Origin of the sequence: Sphingomonas endophytica, from assembly GCF_001476895.1 — a bacterium.
In the GTDB taxonomy this organism is placed as follows: Bacteria; Pseudomonadota; Alphaproteobacteria; order Sphingomonadales; family Sphingomonadaceae; genus Sphingomonas; species Sphingomonas endophytica_A.
This window is the reverse complement of the sequence record NZ_LDTB01000058.1, coordinates 29,667-44,589: the sequence shown is the minus strand read 5'-3', so window position 1 is coordinate 44,589 and position 14,923 is coordinate 29,667. Positions and strand designations below refer to the sequence as shown.

Genomic DNA, 14,923 nt, shown 5'->3' with positions numbered 1-14,923 from the left:
CGCTGCCGCGCGGCAGCGCCTCACTTTAGCGGGACGATCACCTCGTCCGGATGGGCGACGTTCAGTTCCTTGCGGACCAGTTCGTCCACCATGTCAGGGTTCGCATGGCGTGGGTCGAGCAGGCTGACGCGATTCTTCAGCATCTCGCGGCGCTGATCCAGCGCCGCGAACTGGCGTTCCCGCGCGACCAGTTGCCGTTTATAATCGCCCAGCGCGATCAGCCCGTTCGGTCCCAGCACCGCATAGGCGCCGAAAAACACCATCACGGCTACCGACAACGCCGGAAAGGCGGCGCGGCGCAGCGTCTGGGTCAGGCGATTGGTCTTGCGGGCCATGGCGACTCGATGCGCGAATCGCCATGCCCTTGGCAAGTGTTATCCGCGCGCGCGCAGCACGTCGCGGCCCGCATAATGCGCGACGCTGCCCAGTTCCTCCTCGATGCGGATGAGCTGGTTGTACTTGGCGAGCCGGTCCGACCGCGCGAGGCTGCCGGTCTTGATCTGGCCGCAGTTGGTGGCGACCGCCAGATCGGCGATCGTCGAATCCTCGGTCTCGCCCGAACGATGCGACATGACGGCGGTATAGCCGGCGCGCTCGGCGATGCGGATCGCCTCCAGCGTTTCGGACAGCGTGCCGATCTGGTTGACCTTCACCAGCAGCGAGTTGGCGAGGCCCTGTGCGATCCCGTCCTTCAACCGCTTCGGATTGGTGACGAACAAATCGTCGCCGACCAGCTGCACCTTATTACCGATCGCGTCGGTCAGCGCCTTCCAGCCCTCGAAATCGTCCTCGGCCATGCCGTCCTCGATCGAGAAGATCGGATAGCGTGCGGCGAGGTCGGCGAGATAATCGGCCATCGCGCCCGGCTCCAGCGTCAGATTCTCGCCGGAAATGACATATTTGCCGTCCTTGAAGAATTCGGTCGCCGCGCAGTCGAGCGCCAGCATCACGTCGTCGCCCGGCTTGTAACCGGCGCGCTCGATCGATGTCATGATGAAGTCGAGCGCGTCGGTGGTGCTGGCGAGATTCGGCGCGAAACCGCCCTCGTCGCCGACGGCGGTCGCCAGGCCCTTCTCGCTCAGCCCCTTCTTCAGCGTGTGGAAGATTTCGGAGCCGCAGCGCACCGCCTCCGCCAGCGAGGGCGCGCCGACCGGCACGACCATGAATTCCTGGAAATCGATCGGGTTGTCGGCATGTTCGCCGCCGTTGATGATGTTCATCATCGGCACCGGCAGGACATGCGCCGCCGGACCGCCGACATAGCGATACAGCGGCAGGCCGCGCGCATCCGCCGCCGCCTTCGCCACCGCCAGGCTGACGCCCAGGATCGCGTTGGCGCCCAGCCGGCTCTTGTTCTCGGTGCCGTCCAGCTCGATCATCGCCTGATCGATCTCGAGCTGGTCCTCGGCGTCGAGTCCGATGATCAGTTCGGCGATCTCGTCGTTGACCGCCTCGACCGCGCCGTCGACACCCTTGCCGCCCCAGCGGGTCTTGTCGCCGTCGCGGCGCTCGACCGCCTCGTGCGCGCCGGTCGAGGCGCCTGACGGCACCGCTGCGCGACCGAAGCTGCCGTCGTCGAGCAGCACGTCCACCTCGACGGTCGGGTTCCCGCGGCTGTCGATGATCTGGCGCCCGTGCAGGTCGATGATTGCGGTCACGAAACGATCCTCCTAGTTTGCGCCCGACAGACTGGGCGCCTCGCCTCTAGCGGGCGGGCGTCGATGCTGCAACGCGATGGAACCGCGTTGCGGCCACCGGGGTTGTTCGACTTCGACCAGGGAAGGATTGATCATGGCCGACCAGCAGGATCGCGATACGCTTCAGCCGAGCAGCGCAGCGGATGCATCCCCGCCGCCCGCGGACGCCGCTTTTACCCCAGCCGCGCCGCTGAAAGACGCCGGGGTCGATTTCACGCCGGCCGACGAGGCGCCCGCCACCGGCGGCGCGCTGGCCGATGCCCGGCAGGCGGTACGCGACAATGTCGCCAAGGGTCGCGAACAGGCGACCGAGAAGGCCCGTGGTTTTGCCGAGGAAGGCAAGGTGAAGGCAAGCGAGGCGCTGACTCACTTCTCGCAGCTGCTGACCGACGCCGCCGCGCAGGTCGATGAGAAGCTCGGTGCGCAATATGGCCAGTACGCCCGTTCGGCGGCCGATCGCGTGCAGGGCTTCTCCAGCACCATCGACCAGAAAAGCGTCGACGATCTGATCGCGGACGCGCGCGCGCTGGTCCAGAAGAGCCCTGCGGTCGCCGTGGGCGTGGCGGCCGGCCTGGGCTTCGTCGTCGCGCGGCTCGTCAGCGCCGGTATCGATCAGCGCGACGCCTGACATCATGGACGTACGCGACGGCGTGTTGCCCGACAGCATACCGCACCTCGTTTCCCAACTCGCCAGCGACGCGCGTGACGTGGCGCAAGCCGAGATCGCGCTGGCCAAAGCGCGCGCCGGCTTCGCCGTCACCCGCTACAAGGCGGCGGCGATCCGCTTCGCGATCGCCGGCGTGCTCGCGCTGGCGGCGTTGATCGCGCTGCTGGTGGGGTTGATCCTGTCGCTCGCCACGCTGATCGGCCCCGGCTGGGCGACGGCGGTGGTGATCGGCGGCACGTTGCTGATCGCTGGCGTGTTCGCCCTGTCGGGCAAGTCGGCGCTATCGACGGGAGCCACCGAATGACCGGGCGGGACGTATCGCTGGCTCAGGCCCACGCGCTTGCGGCCCGCGAGCGCCTGAACGGCACCGCGCAGCGATTGCAGCATCAACTCGAGCCGCACCGCCTCGCGCGCAACGCGCTCGACCAGATCACCGATGGCGGCGAACAACTCGCACGCGCGGGGGCCGATGCGGCCCGCCGCAACCCCGCGACCATCGCGGGGGCGGCGACCGTTCTGGTCGTGCTATTGGCGCGCAAGCGGATCGGACGTCTCCTCGGCGCCGCGAAGCCGCCCGTTGCCCAGAAATCTGCCCTTCCGGCCGAAAGGATTGGATCATGACCGACCAACACACCAAGGATCACGAGCAGCACGGCCGCCTGCGCGACGGCATCGACACTGTCGTCGACACCGCCTCGCACGCGCTGGACACGGCCAAGCACAGGGCCGAGGATGCCGCGCACAAGGCCGGCGAGGCGCTGGAGACCAACCCGCTGGCGGTACTTGCCGGTGGTTTGGTGCTCGGCGCGATCGTCGCCGCCGTGCTGCCGCGCAGTCAGCGGGAGAAAGAGTTGCTCGCCTCCGTCGGGCGCAAGCTGAACGCCGCCGCCACCGCCGCGCTGGACGCGGCGAAGGAAGCGGGCCGGTCGGAGCTCGATCAGCTAGGCCTCACGCCGAACGCGGCGCGCGATCAGGCGAAATCGCTGTTCCAGGGCGTGCTGAAGGCGGCGGGCACCGCCGGATCGGCGGCGGCACAGGCGGGTAAGGCGCAGGTCAAGAGCGCGTCCTGACCCCTTCAAACCGGCCGCGCGCCGCGCTACAGGTCGTCGTATACCGGCGGTCCGATGCGGCGTCGATCCGATGTTAACGGGAGAGCGGATAGATGGCGTTCGCGTCGTCGTCCGCTCTTGCCGTATCCGGGTCGGGGCACGGTCGGGCGGGCGGTGACGATCAACCCCGTGCCGGGAGCGCGTGCATGAGCAAGCTTCATCTGGTGTTCGGCGGTCGCGTCAGCGATCCCCGCACCCTCGAGTTCGACGATCTGAAATCCATCGATGTCGTCGGGGTGTTCCCCGATTATGCCAGTGCCGAAAAGGCGTGGCGCGCCGCCGCGCAGCGCACGGTCGACGATGCGGAAATGAAATATGTCGTGGTCCACCTCCACCGATTGCTCGAGCCGGATCTGACGACGACTCCGGCCGCCTGAGCCGAGCGCCCCGAACGTTCGGAAAGACGTGAAGGATATTTGTTCATACGCAAGGCGCGGAGGTGCATCGGGCGCGGTAGCGCCCGCGTCGGCCTCGATCGAGATAGAAAAGCGGCGTCCGCGGCGGTGCCATCATCTCCGCGCCTCTGCGCCTCCGCGCGAACAGCATCGTCTTGAAGCGCGGCACTGCCGTCGCGCGTTCACCCGCGGGGATCGGCCATGGCCCCCGACTCAGAACAGCTCGTCGAGCGCCCGGTGCAGGTCCAGTCGCGGCCCGCCGAGCGACGCGATCCCCAGTTCCGCCAGAAAGGCGCGTTGCGCCGCTTCGCCGAACCCGCCCAGGTCGCGCCAGCCGATGACGATGTCGCGCCACGGGTCGCCGACGCCCAGCCGCCCGACATCCACGCACCCGAGGACCACCCCCGCCTCGTCAAGCATGACGTTGCCCAGCGAGAAGTCGCCATGCACGACCACCTGTCCCTCGGCATGGTGCGCCAGTTCCTCGACCGTCGCCAGCACGCGCGCCGCGCTCCAGCCGGCATGGTCGTCGTCGAAATCGCCGGTATCGACACGGCCCCTCGCGACCAGATCGCGCACGACCGGCAACCACGCCGCGACACTCGAATCGAACGGGCATTCCGCGACCGGCAGGGCGTGAAGCCGTCGAAGGAAGCCGGCCAGCGTTTCGGCCACCGCCACTGCGCGACGACGATCCGCCTTGATGAACGCGCCCGCCGACAGGCCGGGCAAGGCGGTGCTCAGCAGCCAGCACGCACCGTCCGTCTCGACCGTCGCCACGATACGCGATGCCGGCGCGCGATCGGCCAGCCACGCCAGCCGTGCCGCCTCCGCCGCCACCAGCACGGCGGCATCGCCCTCACCCACTTTCAGGAAAAGATCGCCGCCATCCCCGCGCATGCGATAGACCGCCGCGCCCGACTGCCCGTCGGCGACCGCTTCCGGACGCCGATCGCCGACCCTTGCGGCGATCGCGTCCGGTAGTCGCATGTCAGATGAACTCGATCTTCGACACCAGATAGTAACGGTCGCCCGCCGGCACCGACACCTCGACCTCATCGTCGACACTGCGGCCGATCAACGCACGGCCGAGCGGCGAATTGTAGCTGATGCGGCCGGTCTTCGCATCGGCCTCGGTCTGGCCGACGATCTGATACGTCACCGGCTTGTCGTCCTCGTCGAGCAAGGTGACGGTCGCGCCGAAGACGATCTTGTCACCCGACAGGTCGCGCGGATCGATGATCTGCGCCCGGCTCAGTTTGTCCTCGATATCGGCGATCGTGGCCTCGACCTGACCCTGCCGCTCCTTGGCGGCATGATATTCGGCGTTCTCCGACAGGTCGCCGTGCGCGCGCGCTTCCTCGATCGCGTCGACGATCAGCGGGCGCTCGGTCTTGAGCCGCTTGAGGTCCGCAGTCAGCTTTTCATAGCCTTCCTGCAGCATCGGCATCTTCTCGACGGTCGCCATCGCCCTTTTCCTTCGTAAAAACGCATCCCCGAAGGGCGGCCCCCTCCCTGTGGTGGCCGCCCCTTCATCAGCACATATGTCCGGGGATCAGTTGTGCGGCTGCGAATAATAGGATTGCAGCGGCCGCACTTCAAGGTTGCGCGAACCATCGCCCTTCACCGCGGCATGGATCGCCTGCGCTGCCTGCACCGCCGCCGAAGCGGTGGTGAAGTACGGCACCTTGCCGTTCACCGCCGACGCGCGGATCGGCTGCGAGTCCTTCAGGCTCTGCCACCCTTCGGTGGTGTTGAAGATCAGCGCGATCGCGCCGTCCTTGATACGGTCGACGATATGCGGTCGCCCCTGTGCGACCTTGTTGATCGTCTCGACCGGCAAGCCGGCGCGCGACAGATGATCAGCGGTGCCGGCGGTCGCGACGATCGCGAACCCGGCCTCCACCAGCGCACGGACGGCGGGGACGATTGCTTCCTTGTCGCCCGGCTTAACGCTGACGAACACCGCGCCGCTCGTGGGCAGGACAGTGCCTGCACCCAGCTGCGACTTGGCGAAGGCGGTGGTGAAATCGGTCGAGATTCCCATCACTTCGCCGGTGCTCTTCATCTCCGGCGACAAAACCGGATCAATGCCGGGGAAGCGCGCGAACGGGAACACCGCTTCCTTGACCGCATAATAATCGATGTTGCGGTCGATCGTCGGCAGATCGCGCAGCTTTTCGCCCGCCATCACACGGCTGGCCAGCTTGGCGATGGGGGTGCCGATCGCCTTGGCGACAAACGGCACGGTGCGGCTGGCGCGCGGATTGACCTCGATCAGGTAAACCTGCCCGTCCTTGACCGCGAACTGGATGTTCATCAGCCCGACGACGCTCAGGCCATGCGCCAGCGCCTCGGCCTGCCGCTCGATCTCGGCGATGATCTCCGGCGGCAGCGAATAAGGCGGGATCGAGCAGGCGCTGTCACCCGAATGGACCCCCGCTTCCTCGATATGCTGGAGCACGCCCGCGACCACCACATCCTCGCCGTCGCAGATCGCATCGACGTCGACCTCGATCGCATCGCGCAGATACTGGTCGATCAGAACCGGTGCGTCTCCAGACACTTGCACTGCGGTCTGAATGTAGTCTTCGAGCTGCTGATCGCTGTCGACGATCTCCATCGCGCGCCCGCCCAGCACATAGCTGGGGCGCATCAGTACCGGATAGCCGATGCGGTTGGCGACGTTCAGCGCCTCCTCGCGGCTGCGCGCGATGCCGTTGGCGGGCTGGAGCAGCTTGAGCCGGTTGACCAGCGCCGCGAACCGCTCGCGATCCTCGGCCAGGTCGATCGCGTCCGGGCTGGTGCCCAGGATCGGGATCCCCGCCTTTTCCAGCGCGCGCGCCAGGTTCAGCGGCGTCTGCCCGCCAAACTGCACGATCACGCCGACCAGTTCACCCTTCGACTGCTCGACGTGCAGGATCTCCAGCACGTCCTCGGCGGTCAGCGGCTCGAAATAGAGGCGGTCCGACGTGTCATAGTCGGTGCTCACCGTCTCCGGATTGCAATTGACCATGATCGTCTCATAGCCCGCATCCGCCAGCGCGAAGCAGGCGTGACAGCAGCAATAGTCGAACTCGATCCCCTGCCCGATCCGGTTCGGCCCGCCGCCCAGAATGACGATCTTGCGCCGGTCGGACGGCAGCGCCTCGTTCTCCGGCTCGCCGAAGCTGGGCGCTTCATAGGTCGAATACATATACGGCGTCTTGGCCTCGAACTCGGCCGCGCAGGTGTCGATCCGCTTGAAGACCGGACGCACGCCCAGCTTCAGGCGATGCTCGCGCACCTCATCCTCGGTCACGCCGCCGGTCATCGCCTTGACCGCCTCGTGGATCAGCCCCGATCCGCGCGCGATGCCCCGCTGCATCCCGCGCAGGTTCGCCGACTGCAGCGCCAGCCACGCGAGGCGCTTGTCGGAGAAGCCCATCGCCTTCAGCCGGCGCATTCCGGCCGCGTCGATCGGCAGGCCGTTCTCCATCACCTCATTCTCGGCGGTGACGATCTCGGCCATCCGCTCCAGGAACCATGGATCGTACTTGGCGATCGCATGAACCTCGGCGACAGTGAAGCCTTCACGAAGGGCTTGGGCGGCGACCAGCAGCCGGTCGGGGGTCGGCGAGGCGAGCGCCGCCTCGATCTCGGCGCGCGGCGCGCCGACCAGCCGGTCGACATGGTTGAAGCCCGACAGCCCCGTCTCCAGACCGCGCAACGCCTTCTGCATCGATTCGTGGATATTGCGCCCGATCGCCATGACTTCGCCGACGCTCTTCATCGCGGTTCCGAGCACCGCCTCGGCGCCCTTGAACTTCTCGAAGGCGAAGCGCGGGATCTTCGTGACGACGTAATCGATCGTCGGCTCGAACGACGCCGGGGTCGCGCCTGTGATGTCGTTCTCGATCTCGTCGAGCGTATAGCCGACCGCCAGCTTCGCCGCGACCTTCGCGATCGGGAAGCCGGTCGCCTTCGACGCCAAGGCCGAGGAGCGCGACACGCGCGGGTTCATCTCGATCACGATCAACCGGCCATCCTTCGGATTGACCGCGAACTGCACGTTCGAACCGCCTGTTTCCACGCCGATTTCGCGCAGCACCGCGATGCTGGCGTTCCGCATGATCTGATATTCCTTGTCGGTCAGCGTCAGCGCCGGCGCGACGGTGATGGAATCGCCCGTGTGGACGCCCATCGGATCGACATTCTCGATCGAACAGATGATGATGCAATTGTCCGCGCGGTCGCGGACCACCTCCATCTCATATTCCTTCCAGCCGAGCAGCGATTCCTCGATCAGCACCTCGGTGGTCGGCGAGGCGTCCAGCCCCTTGCGGACGATCTCGATGAATTCCTCGCGATTGTACGCGATGCCGCCGCCCGTCCCGCCGAGCGTAAAGCTGGGGCGGATGATCGCGGGAAGGCCAACCTTCTCAAGGCCCTCGAGCGCTTCCTTCTCGCTGTGCGCGATGTGGCTGCGCGCGCTTTCCAGCCCGATCTTGTCCATCGCGTTGCGGAACTTCAGGCGATCCTCGGCCTTGTCGATCGCATCGGCATCGGCCCCGATCATCGTGACGCCGAACTTTTCGAGCGTGCCGCCGCGGAACAGCGCCAGCGCGGTGTTGAGCGCGGTCTGCCCGCCCATCGTCGGCAGCACCGCGTCGGGCCGCTCCTTCTCGATGATCTTCGCGACCACTTCGGGCGTGATCGGCTCGACATACGTCGCGTCGGCCAGCTCGGGATCGGTCATGATCGTCGCCGGGTTCGAATTGACCAGGACGATGCGATAGCCCTCTTCCTTGAGCGCCTTGATCGCCTGCGTGCCCGAATAATCGAACTCGCACGCCTGCCCGATAACGATCGGACCCGCGCCGATGACGAGGATGGAGGAGATGTCGGTGCGTTTGGGCATTATTTCTCGCCGAAGTGCTTGCGGCCGATTTCGACCAGTTGTTCAAAAGCGTCTTTGCTCAAGCGCAGATTCTGACTTCTCTGCCCCTTGCTAACGCGGCTGGACGACCCAAGACTATAAAGCTGGAGGAACAGCTCGCCGTGAAGGCGCAGAGGGATTACTTCTCCCTCCACGCTCTCTTCCTGCCACTGCTGCCGGTCTTGCGAGCCAACCTCAAACTGTCGGATGACGGCCATTAACCGTTACTCACGGCGTGCTTGCCAAGCAGCGCCACAAACCGCTCGAACAGATAGAAGCTATCCTGCGGCCCCGGACTCGCCTCGGGGTGATACTGGACCGAGAACGCCGGGCGATCGGTGAGTTCCAGCCCCGCGTTCGACCCGTCGAACAGCGACACATGCGTCTCGCGTGCGTTGGCGGGGAGCGAGTCCCGTTCGACCGCGAAGCCGTGGTTCATGCTGGTGATCTCGACCGCGCCATCGGCCACGCGCTTGACCGGGTGGTTCGCGCCGCGATGGCCCTGGAACATCTTGGTGGTGCGCGCACCCACCGCCAGCGCGAGCAATTGATGGCCGAGGCAGATGCCGAACAGCGGCTTGCCCGTCTCCAGCAACTGGCGGATCACCGGCACCGCATAGTCGCCGGTCGCGGCGGGGTCGCCGGGGCCGTTCGACAGGAAGATGCCGTCCGGGTGCAACGCCATGATCTCGTCGAAGGTCGCGGTCGCGGGGACTACCGACACCTTCGCACCCGCCTGAACGAGGTTGCGGAAGATGTTGAACTTGCTGCCATAGTCGATCGCGACGACATGCGGCCGCTCGCCCTCGTCACCGGCGTCGTAGCCAAAGCCCAGCCGCCAGATGCCGCCCGCCCACGTGCCGTGCGTCTCGCGCGTCACGTCCTTGGCGAGGTCCATGCCCTCCAGCCCCGGCCAGCCGCGCGCCATCTTCAGCAGCGCGTCGAGGTCGAAGTCACCGCTCGACGAATGCGCCACCACACCGTTGGGCGCGCCGCCCGAGCGGATGCGCCGCGTCAGCGCGCGGGTGTCGATCCCGGCCAGCCCGATGCGCGTGTGGCGCTTCATCCAGCCGTCGAGATTCTCCATCGCGCGGAAGTTCGACGGCGCGGTCGGATCCTCGCGGACGATCATGCCCAATGCGTGGGGATTGTCCGCCTCGACGTCGTCGGGGTTCGCCCCGACATTGCCGATATGCGGGAAGGTGAAGGTGATGATCTGCCCCGCGAACGACGGATCGGTCATGATCTCCTGATAGCCGGTCATGGCGGTGTGGAAGCACACTTCCCCTACGGCAGCGCCTTCCGCACCGAAGCCACGGCCCCACGCCACCTCGCCATTGGCCAGGACGAGGACGCCGGTGGCGCCTTCCGGTTTGGACGCGTGCGGAAACTCAGGCTCGGCCATGATCGGCGGGCACTCCTTGTTTGGGTCGGCAATGTCGCTAAGCCCCGCCCGCTAGAGACGCGGAAGGGACGCGTCAATCGGTTAAGGACGATCAGATGATTCGCGACGACATCAAGGCAGCGCAGATCGCGGCGATGAAGGCGGGCGACAAGGAAGCGCGCGGGACTATCAGTCTGATTCAGGCGGCGATCAAGAACCGCGACATCGAGGCCCGCACCGGCAGCGCGCCGACGGACGACGACGCGCTGGTGATCGAGGTGCTGCAGAAGATGGTGAAGCAGCGCCGCGAATCGATCGCGATGTACGAACAGGGCGGCCGCGCCGAACTGGCGGCGGCGGAGGCGGCCGAGGTCGCGGTGATCGAGCGCTTTCTGCCGGCGCAGATGAGCGAGGAGGAGACGCGTGCGGCGATCGAGGCGATCAAGGCCGATCTCGGTGCGTCGGGCATGAAGGACATGGGCCGGGTGATGGCCGAGCTGAAGGCGCGCCATGCGACGACCCTCGACATGAGCAAGGCAAGCGGGTTGGTGAAAGCGGCGCTGGCGTAAAGGTCTAGAATAAGATTTGTTCGCGCAGAGGCGCGGAGGCGCAGAGAAGGTGCGCGTGCCGCGCTGCGCCGAGCCGCCTTGGCGGCTCACTCAGCCGGACGGTCGCTATGGGAGGTGCGCTGGCGCGCGGCGGAACCTCTCTGCGCCTCCGCGCCTCTGCGCGAATCAAAAATCCACGCCCGCTCGGAACAAAAATGAACAATCATTGCCGACTCACGGCGGATCGGCCATAAGGCCCGGTATAATGCGAAGGTGAGTTTGACCCCCGCCTTCCTCGACGAATTGCGCGCCCGCACCTCGCTGACCGCGCTCGTCGGCAGGACGGTAAAGCTGACGCGTGCCGGTCGCGAGTCGAAGGGTTGCTGCCCTTTCCACAACGAAAAGACCCCCAGCTTCTACGTCAACGACGACAAGGGCTTCTATCACTGCTTCGGCTGTTCGGCGCATGGCGACGCGATTCGCTGGCTGACCGATCACCAGGGTCTGCCCTTCATGGACGCGGTGAAGGAACTCGCCGCAGCCGCCGGGATGGAAATGCCCGCGCCGGACGCCCGCGCCGCGCAGCGCGCCGAGAAGGCCAAGTCGCTCCACGACGTGATGCAGGCCGCCGCCGACTGGTTCACGCAGCAACTGGGCGGGATCGACGGCGCGGAGGCGCGGGCGTTGCTCGAACGGCGCGGGATCAACGAGGCGACGCGGCGTACGTTCGGCTTCGGCTATGCCCCCGATGCGCGCGGCAAGCTGCGGACGGCGCTCAGGGATTTCGGCGACGCGATGCTGGTCGAGGCCGGGTTGCTGATCCAGGTCGAAGGCAAGGAACCATATGACCGCTTCCGTGGCCGGTTGATGATCCCGATCCGCGACCCGCGCGGGCGCGTGATCGCGTTCGGCGGACGGATCATCGGCGAGGGCGAGCCGAAATATCTGAACTCCCCTGACACCCCGCTCTTCGACAAGGGCCGCACGCTCTACAATCTCGATCGCGCCGCGCCCGCCGCGCGCAAGACCGAGCGGCTGTTCGTGGTCGAGGGCTATATGGATGCGATCGCACTGGCGCAGGGCGGGATCGGCGAGACGGTCGCTCCGCTCGGCACCGCGCTGACCGAGCAGCAGTTGGAGCGGCTTTGGCGGGTGGTCGACGTGCCGATGCTTTGCTTTGATGGCGACGGCGCCGGGCAGAAGGCATCGATCCGCGCCGCCCACCGCGCGCTGCCGATGCTGGCGCCGGGCCGCAGCCTCGCCTTCGCGACCTTGCCCGAGGGGCAGGATCCCGACGACCTGATCCGCGCGAAGGGCGCGACCGCGTTCGAGGCGCTAGTCCGCGAGGCGGAGCCGCTGGTCGACCGGTTGTGGAAGCACGAACTCGCCGCCGAACCGCTCGATACGCCCGAGCAGCGCGCGGGATTGAAGAAGCGGCTCACCGACCTGGCCGAGACGATCGCCGATCCGTCGGTGAAGGCCGAATACAAGGCCGAGTTCCGCAACCGTTTCGACGAACGCTTCGCGCGCCAGCGGCAGCCGTTCCAGCAGCGGCAACCGTTCTACCCGATGGGACAGCGCAAGCCCGGTCAGAAATGGGCCCCGCCCCCACCCCCCGTTACCGATGACGCCAAGAAGGTCCACGCCGCCGGCAACATCGACCGCGTACTGGCGAAGGCGGTACTCGCCGGACTGATCCGCCACCCGGCGGAAATCGCGCGGCACATGGAGGTTCTGGGCAGCCTGAAGATGGCGGACGGCGCGCTCGGGCGATTGTTCGAGGCGGTCGTGGACGTCGCGCTGGAGGATCGGCGCGACGGAGCGCTTGATAGCGGGCGGCTTGTCACCATATTGGCACGGTCCGGTTTCGAGGCGGTCGCGCATGATCTTCTGAGAGCCGATACGATGCCCTATTCGTTCACCCGCGCCGGCGGCGACGAGCAGCAGGCGCGCGCCGACCTTGACGAGGCGATCGCGGTGCTGGTCGCGCGGCCGGAGGTGGATGCGGCGCTCGCGGAGGCGACCTCCGCGATGCAGTCGCATTTCACCGCCGAGGCGTTTGAACGGCAGGTGGCGTTAGTGAACGAACAGCGGGCGCTGGACGAGCGGCTTGCAAATCTGGTGCAGGCAAACGAAGACGCCCGCGCGCTTGGACCCGAGGACGATTGATGGCGAAAATGAACGGTGGCGGTGGTGACGAAGGCGCGGAAGTGGCCGATGCCCCGCTGATCGACCTGAACGACGCGAACATCAAGAAGCTGATCGCGCGCGCCAAGAAGCGCGGGTACATCACCTACGATCAGCTGAACGAGGCGCTGCCGCAGGACCAGATGTCGTCCGACCAGCTCGAGGATGTGATGTCCGCGCTCAACGAAATGGGCGTGAATATCGTCGAGAACGAGGAACAGGGCGAGGACGGCGAGGGCGAGGAGCGCGCCGACGACGATGAGGCGGAGGCCGTCGACGGGGAAGCCGATGGCGCCGCGCCCGCGATCGAGAAGAAGAAGGAAACCGTCGATCGCACCGACGATCCGGTCCGCATGTACCTGCGCGAGATGGGGGCCGTGGAGCTGCTGTCGCGCGAGGGCGAGATCGCGATCGCCAAGCGGATCGAGGCCGGCCGCGACACGATGATCCTGGGGCTGTGCGAAAGCCCGATCACCTTCAACGCGATCATCGACTGGTCGACCGCGCTGAACGAAGGCACGATGCAGCTGCGTGAGATCGTCGATCTCGACGCGATGCTGTCCAAGGGCCCGTCCGCCGAGCAGGTCGAGGGCGCCGAGGACGACAGCGGCGAGATCAGCGCGTCGAACGCCGGGCCGCAGTTCAAGGAAGAGGACGAGCCCGAAGAGGTTTCGGCCGACGACGACGACGACATGACCGAGCGTCGCGCGCCGCGTCCGTCCGACGACGAGGAAGAGGACAATACCCTCAGCCTCGCGCAGATGGAGGAGACGCTCAAGCCGCAGGCGCTGGAGAAGTTCGCCAACATCACCGCCATCTATCGCAAGTTCTCCAAGATGCAGGAGAGCCGGCTGGAGGCGATGGGCAATGGCGTCGAATTGTCGGCGGCGGACGAGCGCAAGTATCAGAAGCTGCGCGAAGATCTCACCGCCGAGGTCGAGAGCGTCCAGTTCCACCAGAGCAAGATCGAATATCTGGTCGACCAGCTCTACAGCTACAACCGCCGGCTGACCACGCTGGGCGGGCAGATGCTGCGCCTGGCCGAGCGCCACAAGGTGAACCGCAAGGACTTCCTCGACCGCTACATGGGGCATGAGCTGGACGAGGGCTTCCTTGCCTCGGTCAACGGCCTCGACAAGAAGTGGACGGCGTTCGCGACCAACGAGGTCGCGGCGGTCGATCGCATCCGCACCGAGATCAGCGAGATCTCGCAGCAGACCGGCATGGCGCTCAGCGAGTTCCGCCGCATCGTCAACATGGTGCAGAAGGCGGAGCGCGAGGCGCGCATCGCGAAGAAGGAGATGGTCGAGGCGAACCTGCGCCTCGTGATCTCGATCGCGAAGAAGTACACGAACCGCGGCCTGCAGTTCCTGGATCTGATCCAGGAGGGCAACATCGGCCTGATGAAGGCGGTCGACAAGTTCGAGTATCGCCGCGGCTACAAGTTCTCGACCTATGCGACCTGGTGGATCCGTCAGGCGATCACGCGCTCGATCGCGGATCAGGCGCGCACGATCCGCATCCCGGTGCACATGATCGAGACGATCAACAAGCTGGTCCGCACCAGCCGCCAGTTCCTGCACGAGCAGGGCCGCGAGCCGACCCCGGAGGAGATGGCCGAGCGCCTCTCCATGCCGCTGGAGAAGGTTCGCAAGGTGATGAAGATCGCCAAGGAGCCGATCAGCCTCGAAACGCCGATCGGCGACGAGGAGGATTCGCACCTCGGCGATTTCATCGAGGACAAGAATGCGGTGATCCCCGTCGACGCCGCGATCCAGGCGAACCTGAAGGAAACCGTCACCCGGGTTCTCGCCAGCCTGACCCCGCGTGAGGAACGCGTGCTGCGGATGCGCTTCGGAATCGGGATGAACACCGATCACACGCTGGAAGAGGTCGGACAGCAGTTCAGCGTCACGCGCGAACGCATCCGCCAGATCGAGGCGAAGGCCTTGCGGAAGCTGAAGCATCCCTCGCGCAGCCGCAAGATGCGCAGCTTCCTGGACCAGTAAGCGCTGTCG

Annotated in this window: 15 protein-coding genes; 9 read left to right on the top strand and 6 right to left on the bottom strand. The window is 66.4% G+C overall.

Annotation, left to right across the window (positions count from 1 at the left end; all coding sequences use genetic code 11):
* Positions 1–20: 20 nt before the first annotated feature.
* Together NS334_RS13475 and eno are read right to left on the bottom strand one after the other, a co-directional pair.
* A complete protein-coding gene (locus tag NS334_RS13475) occupies positions 21–335 on the bottom strand; it encodes an FtsB family cell division protein (protein ID WP_058756476.1) in 315 nt (104 codons plus the stop codon).
* Positions 336–374: 39 nt separating this feature from the next.
* On the bottom strand, positions 375–1,658 hold the full coding sequence (gene eno, locus NS334_RS13470) for a phosphopyruvate hydratase (protein WP_058756475.1): 1,284 nt from the start codon (positions 1,656–1,658) through the stop codon (positions 375–377).
* A gap of 133 nt (positions 1,659–1,791) precedes the next feature.
* Between eno and NS334_RS13465 the strand changes: the two genes are divergently transcribed.
* The 5 genes from NS334_RS13465 (at position 1,792) to NS334_RS13445 (ending at position 3,850) form a co-directional block, all read left to right on the top strand.
* Positions 1,792–2,325: a hypothetical protein gene (locus tag NS334_RS13465; protein ID WP_058756474.1), complete on the top strand. Its 534-nt coding sequence runs from the start codon at positions 1,792–1,794 to the stop codon at positions 2,323–2,325.
* Between the two features lie 4 nt (positions 2,326–2,329).
* Complete coding sequence (locus NS334_RS13460) at positions 2,330–2,668, top strand: phage holin family protein (protein ID WP_058756473.1); 339 nt, start codon at positions 2,330–2,332, stop codon at positions 2,666–2,668.
* Positions 2,665–2,985 carry a hypothetical protein gene (locus tag NS334_RS13455; RefSeq protein ID WP_058756472.1) on the top strand — a complete coding sequence of 107 codons (321 nt, stop codon included), beginning with the start codon at positions 2,665–2,667 and terminating at the stop codon, positions 2,983–2,985. Before NS334_RS13460 ends, NS334_RS13455 begins: the two co-directional genes overlap by 4 nt.
* Complete coding sequence (locus NS334_RS13450) at positions 2,982–3,434, top strand: hypothetical protein (RefSeq protein ID WP_058756471.1); 453 nt, start codon at positions 2,982–2,984, stop codon at positions 3,432–3,434. Before NS334_RS13455 ends, NS334_RS13450 begins: the two co-directional genes overlap by 4 nt.
* A 185-nt stretch (positions 3,435–3,619) precedes the next feature.
* Positions 3,620–3,850: a DUF4170 domain-containing protein gene (locus NS334_RS13445; protein WP_058756470.1), complete on the top strand. Its 231-nt coding sequence runs from the start codon at positions 3,620–3,622 to the stop codon at positions 3,848–3,850.
* Positions 3,851–4,081: 231 nt separating this feature from the next.
* On the opposite strand, the gene NS334_RS13440 is transcribed toward NS334_RS13445, so the two are convergent.
* The 3 genes from NS334_RS13440 to carB form a co-directional block, all read right to left on the bottom strand.
* Positions 4,082–4,858 (bottom strand): APH(3') family aminoglycoside O-phosphotransferase, encoded by a 777-nt coding sequence (locus NS334_RS13440; protein ID WP_058756469.1) that lies wholly within the window; start codon positions 4,856–4,858, stop codon positions 4,082–4,084.
* A 1-nt stretch (position 4,859) separates the two neighbouring features.
* On the bottom strand, positions 4,860–5,336 hold the full coding sequence (gene greA / locus NS334_RS13435) for a transcription elongation factor GreA (RefSeq protein ID WP_058756468.1): 477 nt from the start codon (positions 5,334–5,336) through the stop codon (positions 4,860–4,862).
* A gap of 87 nt (positions 5,337–5,423) precedes the next feature.
* Complete coding sequence (gene carB, locus NS334_RS13430; RefSeq protein WP_058756467.1) at positions 5,424–8,768, bottom strand: carbamoyl-phosphate synthase large subunit; 3,345 nt, start codon at positions 8,766–8,768, stop codon at positions 5,424–5,426.
* A gap of 14 nt (positions 8,769–8,782) precedes the next feature.
* On the opposite strand from carB, the gene NS334_RS18685 reads away from it, so the two are divergent.
* Entirely contained in the window at positions 8,783–9,007 is a 225-nt protein-coding gene (locus NS334_RS18685; protein ID WP_193753100.1) for a hypothetical protein, read from the top strand.
* Here NS334_RS18685 and carA read toward each other — a convergent pair.
* Positions 9,004–10,191, bottom strand: a complete 1,188-nt coding sequence (gene carA / locus NS334_RS13420) for a glutamine-hydrolyzing carbamoyl-phosphate synthase small subunit (protein ID WP_058756465.1) — start codon at positions 10,189–10,191, stop codon at positions 9,004–9,006. The genes NS334_RS18685 and carA overlap by 4 nt on opposite strands.
* A 95-nt stretch (positions 10,192–10,286) precedes the next feature.
* Between carA and NS334_RS13415 the strand changes: the two genes are divergently transcribed.
* The 3 genes from NS334_RS13415 to rpoD all read left to right on the top strand — a co-directional run bounded on the left by NS334_RS13415 (position 10,287) and on the right by rpoD (position 14,914).
* Positions 10,287–10,739, top strand: a complete 453-nt coding sequence (locus tag NS334_RS13415; protein ID WP_058756464.1) for a GatB/YqeY domain-containing protein — start codon at positions 10,287–10,289, stop codon at positions 10,737–10,739.
* A 252-nt stretch (positions 10,740–10,991) separates the two neighbouring features.
* Positions 10,992–12,887, top strand: a complete 1,896-nt coding sequence (dnaG, locus tag NS334_RS13410; RefSeq protein WP_058756463.1) for a DNA primase — start codon at positions 10,992–10,994, stop codon at positions 12,885–12,887.
* The gene (rpoD, locus tag NS334_RS13405; protein WP_058756462.1) at positions 12,887–14,914 is read left to right on the top strand and encodes an RNA polymerase sigma factor RpoD; all 2,028 of its coding nucleotides are present in this window, start codon (positions 12,887–12,889) and stop codon (positions 14,912–14,914) included. Before dnaG ends, rpoD begins: the two co-directional genes overlap by 1 nt.
* Positions 14,915–14,923: the final 9 nt, after the last annotated feature.

Excerpts from the sequence above, each read along its gene's own strand:
- NS334_RS13445 (WP_058756470.1), top strand. The coding sequence starts at position 3,620 with ATGAGCAAGCTTCATCTGGTGTTCGGCGGTCGCGTCAGCGATCCCCGC.
- carB (WP_058756467.1), bottom strand. The coding sequence starts at position 8,768 with ATGCCCAAACGCACCGACATCTCCTCCATCCTCGTCATCGGCGCGGGT.
- NS334_RS13475 (WP_058756476.1), bottom strand. The coding sequence starts at position 335 with ATGGCCCGCAAGACCAATCGCCTGACCCAGACGCTGCGCCGCGCCGCC.
- rpoD (WP_058756462.1), top strand. The coding sequence starts at position 12,887 with ATGGCGAAAATGAACGGTGGCGGTGGTGACGAAGGCGCGGAAGTGGCC.
- NS334_RS13465 (WP_058756474.1), top strand. The coding sequence starts at position 1,792 with ATGGCCGACCAGCAGGATCGCGATACGCTTCAGCCGAGCAGCGCAGCG.
- carA (WP_058756465.1), bottom strand. The coding sequence starts at position 10,191 with ATGGCCGAGCCTGAGTTTCCGCACGCGTCCAAACCGGAAGGCGCCACC.
- NS334_RS13450 (WP_058756471.1), top strand. The coding sequence starts at position 2,982 with ATGACCGACCAACACACCAAGGATCACGAGCAGCACGGCCGCCTGCGC.
- greA (WP_058756468.1), bottom strand. The coding sequence starts at position 5,336 with ATGGCGACCGTCGAGAAGATGCCGATGCTGCAGGAAGGCTATGAAAAG.
- NS334_RS13415 (WP_058756464.1), top strand. The coding sequence starts at position 10,287 with ATGATTCGCGACGACATCAAGGCAGCGCAGATCGCGGCGATGAAGGCG.
- NS334_RS13455 (WP_058756472.1), top strand. The coding sequence starts at position 2,665 with ATGACCGGGCGGGACGTATCGCTGGCTCAGGCCCACGCGCTTGCGGCC.
- NS334_RS13440 (WP_058756469.1), bottom strand. The coding sequence starts at position 4,858 with ATGCGACTACCGGACGCGATCGCCGCAAGGGTCGGCGATCGGCGTCCG.
- NS334_RS13460 (WP_058756473.1), top strand. The coding sequence starts at position 2,330 with ATGGACGTACGCGACGGCGTGTTGCCCGACAGCATACCGCACCTCGTT.